Source organism: uncultured Nostoc sp. (assembly GCF_964245575.1).
Classification (GTDB): Bacteria; Cyanobacteriota; Cyanobacteriia; order Cyanobacteriales; family Nostocaceae; genus Nostoc.
Map to the genome: position 1 here is coordinate 1 of NZ_CAXTNP010000354.1, position 7022 is coordinate 7022.

The window sequence follows — 7022 nt, forward strand, 5'->3', positions numbered from 1 at the left end:
GGAATAAAGGTGTACTGAGTTTTTTTCACGCAATCAAATATGAGTCCTATACTTGATTGGGCTTTTTTAGTAGAGAAGTAACATTGTTAGCCGAAACAATGCCATTGTTAGCCGAAACAATAGCATTGTCAGTCGAAACAATAGCATTGTTAGCCAAAACAATAGCATTGTTAGCCGAAACAATGCCATTGTTAGCCGAAACAATAGCATTGTCAGTCGAAACAATGCCATTGTTAGCCGAAACAATAGCATTGTTAGCCGAAACAATGCCATTGCAATTATAAAAGACTTGTGTGTACCTGACTTTTCACGTTATGTAGGAAAGCTTACAAAAAACCTAACCCCCTAACCGCCTTCCCGACGCCCTAAGGGGGAAATTCAAAGTCTCTCTCCTTAAAGGAAGAGAGAAATAGAAGTGAGATTTTTCAAATACCGTGAAAAGTCAGGTTAATAATAGCTGCCAGATTTACGATGTTCCAAAGCAGTGACACCATCATTTTCCAACACTTCACCGCGATCGATGACGGCATAAATTAACCATCTATCACCACATTCAAGTTGATTTTGCACCGTACATTCTAAATAGGCTAATGCCTCATTCAAAATCAAACAACCATTAAGAGCAGTTTTTGTGTCAAGATTTGCAAAGGGATTATCTCCTAAAGTGCTATGACGAGAAAAATAGCGTCGGACATTTCTTCCTTCTCTAAGGATATTCAGCACAAATTTATCACCAGGATGATGCATTAAATCTGCATTCTGCTCGTTAGCGATCGCAATCATAATTCCTGGAGGGTTAAAAGTTGCCTGAGATATCCAAGAAGTTAAAACCCCTTTGTGGATTTCTTCATCACGAGTTGTCACAACACACAGAGAACCAATGATCCGCCCCACCGCTTGTTCAGTACGATCTACATGGGTTTCTGTGACAACCTGACGGGAAGTCCGCAGTTTTTTAGTTTTCTTCAAGTTTTGGGCAAAGAAAGCACCTGCTTCTTGACACTGCTGAAGAATCTCAGGAGTCGGACTAAAACGCACTCGAATTGTTTCAAACCCTAGTTGATAATTAGCATCTTTGAGCTTGCTTTCGATTAAATCTATTGCTTCGCCACTCCAACCGTAGGAACCAAACACCCCTGCTAACTTAGTTTTAGCCGCCACAGAGAGAACTATTCCTAAAGCAGTTTGAATTTGAGTTGGTGCATGGCCGCCTAAAGTCGGTGAGCCGATAATTAAGCCATCGCAAGTTTCAACAATGCGGTTAATCTCCGCAGAATCGGCTAGTTCACAGTTGATTGATTCTACATTAACTCCATTTTGGATCAAACCTTGAGCGATCGCATTCGCCAAAGTTGCTGTATTTCCATAAGCAGAAGCATAGAGCAAAGCGACACTCAACTCCTGAGATTTTTGTCCTTGACACCATTGACGGTAATCATAGGTAAAACGGCTAAGGCTGTAACGGACAACCGGGCCGTGTGCTGGGGCATAACATCTGGCTCCCAAAGCTGACAACTTATCTAAGGCTACTTCAACTTGTTTGGCTTGGGGCGCATGGAGACATTCAAAATAGTAACGACGTTCCGCATCTAATCCCTTCCAATCTTCATCAAACAAAGTATCTTCGCAAATATGAGCGCCAAAAAGTTTGTCTGTGTAAAGAATTTTTGTGGCGGGATCGTAGGTACAAAGTCCATCCGCCCACCGAGGAGTTGGTACGGTGGTAAATGATAGATGATGTCCTTGTCCTAAATCTAGAGTATCCTGCGATCGCACCGCTTGGATGCGTGATTCCCATTCGGGAAAGGCAGTTTTAAGAGCATTAGCGGCGGGGCGAGAACAAATTATAGTGGCTTGAGGAACCTGAGAGAGCAATACTTGCAGAGTTGCGCTGCGGTTGGGGTTGACATGACCCAGAACAATGTAATCTAGGGTAGTGAAGTCTAGATGTTGTGCAAGTTGCTGAAGGTAAATTTCGGTAAAAGATTCACCAGGAGGGTCAATTAAAGCTTTTTTATCAGCTTGAATCAGATAAGAATTTGCTGTAGTTCCCCGTTGGCGGGAATATTCCACCTCAAATTTTAGTCTGTCCCAAGTCCGCGATCGCAGAATCAGAGTATTTTTACCAATTTCAACAACTTGTACATCTCTGCTATGGTTGGGCGTTAATGTTGCAGCAGACATAATAACCTCTCTTATGGGGATTGGGGATTGGGCATTGGGGATTGGGCATTGGGGATGGATAAATAATTAATAGTTCTTTCTCTATGCCTCCCCTACTCCCCCTGCTTGTGCCTAATGACCATTGGTTTGTGTTAATTCAGACTTGGCTCGGTTTTTATAGCGTTTAGATGCTTCTTGTTCCGGGTCTATACCTTCAAAGGTCGGGGGTAGCCAAACTCTGAGAAACAGTAGTATTCCCAGCACTAATAAAAAGGCACAAGTTGCTAAAACTTGACTCCAACTTGTTTCTAGGACACCTTTAACAATGACTTCTCGCAAAGCAGAAACGATGGAAACTTCAACAGCTACCCCAATAGATACTCGATGTTCTTGTAGGTAAATAATCAACAATCGGAATAGCTCAACTAAGATAAGTAAAAAGAGAATATCGGCAGTAACAGCATGAAAATCTAGAGGCGGAAGTAAGGAGAGAAACATATCTCTCACCTGAAGCACCATGAAGCTAAATAAACCGATACACAAAGAAATTACAATTACATCTTGGATAAATTCCAAGGTTCGCACAACGCGCCCACGATTGATCTCGTACATGGTAATCGAGGTATTTTCAGCAGATTTATACATAGTTGTTGGGAGACGCGATTAATCGCGTCTGTACAAGAGTGGGTAGAGACGCGATTCATCGCGTCTGTAAGAAGCAGGGGAAATAAAGGAGATAAAAAGAATGACAAATGACTATTTAGTAATGATTGCCAATTTTACGGTGATGGGCGGCGGTAAGTGCATGTAGGTTGGCAACTCTTCCAGTTTGGACTGTGCTATAAATTACCCAATGATCTCCACAATCCATGCGGCTAGTAATTTCACATTCCATGTAAGCTAAAGCTTCCGCTAAAACGGGCGATTCATTTTTGGCTGGATATGTTTTCACTCCAGCAAAGCGGTCTGCACCAGGAGGAAAACGCTTGAGAAAATGTTTCATTAATCCTTGATATTTGCCTTCTTCTAAAACATTTAAAACAAAGCGATCGCCAACGTGCATCAAGGATTCAATTGCCCGATCTTTGGATACTGCGATCGCTACTCCTAAAGGTTCAAGACTCGCTTGTGTTACCCAAGAAGCCAACATCGCACTTTGAATTTCTCCTTTTTTGGCAGTGAGGATGTATAATCCTGTGCTAATCCGCCCTAAAGCTTTTTCTAGCTCGGTATTGATAGATTTGATTTGTTTAATGGTGCGATCGCGGGTCAACCATTGACCCATATCTGTCCCCGCTTCATCACAAAGTTGTTCTGTTGCTTGGGTAGGAACTTCTTTAACTAAGATAGGAGGAAAAGCTTCAGTTAATCCCAGTTCTTGAAACTTATTACGTAAAGGATAAACAGGTTCATCTTCTCCCCCTCCCGACTCTAATAAACCAATTGCCTGCTTCTTGTGAATAGCAGCTAAAATTGTACTTAAAGCAGCTTGAATCATCACCGAAGATTGGGGTGGCATTGCAATTACTAAACCAGAAGCTTGTGCAACTAATTCTCGAACTTCTTGAGGCTCGGCACTATTGAGGTCTACTAATTCTACTGCTACGCCTGTTTTCGCGCATCCATGCGCTATGGTACGGACTAAATGCTCGCTATGCCCGTAATCTTCAACATAAAATAGAGCCACTAATGTCTCTGTTTTTGCTTGTTCTGAACTCCAGTTTTGATAGCGTCCGAGCCATTCCGAGATATAGTGTTGTAATAAAGGCCCATGTCCCGTAGCAACTGTTCCTATTTCTAACTTTTCAATCCGCTTTAAAGCTGTTAAGACAGATCGGGCATTGGGGCCCATGAGACAATCATAGTAATAGTGAAAATCTTCTTCTATTGAAGTAATATTTTCATCATAAGTGTGGTCATCACAGTAGTGCATCCCAAACACATCGCAAGTGTAGAGAGTGCAAGTTTTGTGGTCATAAGTCAAGATTGTGTCAGGCCAGTGTAAGTTAGGTGCAGAGATAAATTCTAATTCGTGTCCGTTGCCTAAATCTAATCGCTCTCCAGTTTTCACCTGCATTGATTTAAAAGGCTGGTGAACCATATTTTCTAAAAATTGAATAGCTACCTTTGCACCAACAACAGTAATGGAGGGAGCTAATTCCAAAATATTTTTTACTAATCCACTGTGGTCTGGTTCCGTGTGGCTGATAATTAAATAATCTATTTTAGCCGGATCAATTAATCCCGCCACTACCTCAAGATATAATTCCTCAAACTTGAGGTGAGATGTGTCAACTAAGGCAACTTTTTCTCCTTGAATTAAGAAAGAATTATAGGTTGTACCATTCCGTAAACCAAACTCTATATCAAAACGTTCTCGATCCCAGTCGAGACAACGTATAGCAGTCGTTTGAGGAGCAATTTCAACAGTTTGAATCGTCAAACGTCCTGGATTGGGAATAACTTGAGTAAGCTGTGTGATTGCAACCATTTCTTTTCTCCAAAAAGAATATTATCTGGAGCGAGTGTTATGTTTCTATATTTACCTGAAACACTCAATTAGTAAAATGCCAATTTCTAAAGCTAATCATCAGAAAGATTTATTCTTGATTTGCATGGATTTACCATTGAATTACTCAATGTTTATCATTACTTTTATATTCAATAATGAACGTGAGAAAATATAAATTATAAGTTAGAATGTTGACACATGTCGTTAACCTTTCTTCCTCCTCCTCTACAACAAATCAACAGCGAAATCGCCCGCCACGCTGGTGTTGATCTGTATGTGTTGCGCCTCGATCTCATGCACCGGTGGGTTAACGGCAACAAGTGGTTCAAGCTGAAATATAATCTTCTGGAGGCCAAGGAGAAAAATTTCACGACGCTGCTAACCTTTGGCGGTGCTTATTCCAATCACATTTATGCAACTGCGGCGGCTGGTAATCTTTTCGGTTTTCGTACCATTGGTGTAATTCGTGGCGAGGAAAGGCTACCGTTGAATCCTACGCTGAGTTTTGCTGTACAACAGGGTATGCAGCTTGCATATCTGAACCGCGAGATGTATCGACAGTGCAACACACCAGCGTTAGAGGAATATCTGCGACAACGTTTCGGCGAGGTGTTTATCATTCCCGAAGGCGGGAGTAATTTAAATGGTGTGCGGGGCTGTACAGAGATAATTGATCGTGCGATGGTCGAAGACCCGCCTTCGGCGATCGCATTTGATCATATATGCGTAGCCTGCGGTACAGCTACCACACTAGCAGGTATTGCGCTTTCGTTGCATGAAGGACAAAGAGCGATCGCTTTTCCAGTATTGAAAAATGGGGTTTTTCTCGCACCAGAAATCAAAAGTTTATTGACAAATTACCTCGCCTCTGGTTTACCCGCACCATATAGCTCTCCCGCTTCCTGGGAATTGGTATGTGATTACCACTTTGGCGGTTATGCAAAGGTGAACGACGAGTTAATACTGTTCAGCCAGCAGTTCACACAGGAACATGGCGTACCCCTTGATTACGTATATACCGCTAAAATGTTTTACGGAGTGATGGATTTACTAAAGCAGGGATTTTTTTGTAAAGGCGATTCGTTGCTGCTGGTACACACAGGCGGCTTACAGGGCAACGTTGGCATGGAGAAAAGTTTGCAGATATTTTCTAAAATCTGAGTTGCCACTTAATTAAATATCAGTTATCTTTGTATGGAATTTTACTAACCCAAGTAAAATTCAGACGCCAATCTTGATATTTACTCAAAGTTAGGTAAGGTTAATTCTATGTTTACATCTACTGAACGTATTAAACCGGATGCTCAGATTATTCCTCTCTATTTGGAAAATCTTCTCTCACATAAGTATCAAATTCCAACTTTTCAAAGAGATGTTGTCTGGGAGAAAGAGAATGTAAAAAAACTTTGGGATAGTATTTATAAGTTTTATCCTTTAGGAAGTATTCTAATTTGGAAAACTAATACAAAGCTAGAAAGTCATAGAGAAATAGGTGGTATAAAATTTGCTGATAATTTTTACTCTAATGAGTATCAGTACATTTTAGATGGACAACAAAGAACAACTTCTCTCTTAACATCAATCTATGGGGGCAAGATTGCTAACAATGAAAACTTTAATCCAACCCTATATATAGATTTGACTATTGAACTTACTGATGCAACTGATGATACAAGCTATGCAAAAAGGTTTTTGTTTTGGGACGAAATAGACGATAGAGATGGTCAGCTAAAAGCAAATATTGGGAAAAAACAACGTTATCAAGATAAACTAATTGTCAGCTTAATAGATATAATTAAAGACCGTGGGCAAATAGAAAGAAATATTTATGTAAATGTTAATGGAGAATTCGATCATCCTTATATGCAACAATTTAGGAGAATCAGGGAAGTTTTGACTAATTACAAAATTTCCTTTATTGAGTTAAGAGGTATTGAAGTTGCGGAAGTTTGTCAAATATTTGAGCGGATTAATCAAGCTGGTAAACCCTTGGATATCTTTGATATTGTGGTTGCTAAGACTTTTCGTTCTGAAAATAAGACAAATAATATCTCTGGGTTCTATCTTCGTGAATTATTTGATAAATTTAAAAAAACTATTTCTAGTAGTCAATATGCCAATATTGATAATTGGACATTGCTCCAGATGCTAGCTGGAGTAGTAAAACTTGAATTTCCCGAAGCTGGGATACAAAATATTACTGATATGTATCTTAATAAGCTAAAAACAGAACATATTGAAGCTGTATGGTCTGATTTTAAAATAGCCGTTGCTAAAACTTTTGATTTCTTTGATAATATTTTGCATATAAAGGGTGGAAGATTAATTCCTTACCGATATTTCTATC

The 7022-nt window shown here is 40.1% G+C and carries 6 protein-coding genes; 3 read left to right on the plus strand and 3 right to left on the minus strand.

The genetic code is table 11. The annotated features are described in order from the left end of the window. Positions 1–124: 124 nt before the first annotated feature. Positions 125–349, plus strand: coding sequence for a hypothetical protein (locus ACFFAP_RS34065; RefSeq protein ID WP_375515361.1), 225 nt, complete (start codon positions 125–127; stop codon positions 347–349). A 98-nt stretch (positions 350–447) separates the two neighbouring features. On the opposite strand, the gene ACFFAP_RS34070 is transcribed toward ACFFAP_RS34065, so the two are convergent. The 3 genes from ACFFAP_RS34070 to ACFFAP_RS34080 all read right to left on the minus strand — a co-directional run bounded on the left by ACFFAP_RS34070 (position 448) and on the right by ACFFAP_RS34080 (position 4654). Then, positions 448–2184 carry a diflavin flavoprotein gene (locus tag ACFFAP_RS34070; protein ID WP_375515356.1) on the minus strand — a complete coding sequence of 579 codons (1737 nt, stop codon included), beginning with the start codon at positions 2182–2184 and terminating at the stop codon, positions 448–450. A 111-nt stretch (positions 2185–2295) separates the two neighbouring features. After that, complete coding sequence (locus tag ACFFAP_RS34075) at positions 2296–2808, minus strand: phosphate-starvation-inducible PsiE family protein (RefSeq protein WP_375515357.1); 513 nt, start codon at positions 2806–2808, stop codon at positions 2296–2298. A gap of 115 nt (positions 2809–2923) precedes the next feature. Then, on the minus strand, positions 2924–4654 hold the full coding sequence (locus ACFFAP_RS34080; protein WP_375515358.1) for a diflavin flavoprotein: 1731 nt from the start codon (positions 4652–4654) through the stop codon (positions 2924–2926). A 219-nt stretch (positions 4655–4873) separates the two neighbouring features. Here ACFFAP_RS34080 and ACFFAP_RS34085 point away from each other — a divergent pair, with 219 nt between their 5' ends. Together ACFFAP_RS34085 and ACFFAP_RS34090 are read left to right on the plus strand one after the other, a co-directional pair. Next, positions 4874–5836, plus strand: a complete 963-nt coding sequence (locus ACFFAP_RS34085; RefSeq protein WP_375515359.1) for a 1-aminocyclopropane-1-carboxylate deaminase/D-cysteine desulfhydrase — start codon at positions 4874–4876, stop codon at positions 5834–5836. A gap of 108 nt (positions 5837–5944) precedes the next feature. Beyond that, on the plus strand, positions 5945–7022 hold a 1078-nt coding region (locus tag ACFFAP_RS34090; RefSeq protein WP_375515360.1), incomplete at its 3' end, for a DUF262 domain-containing protein.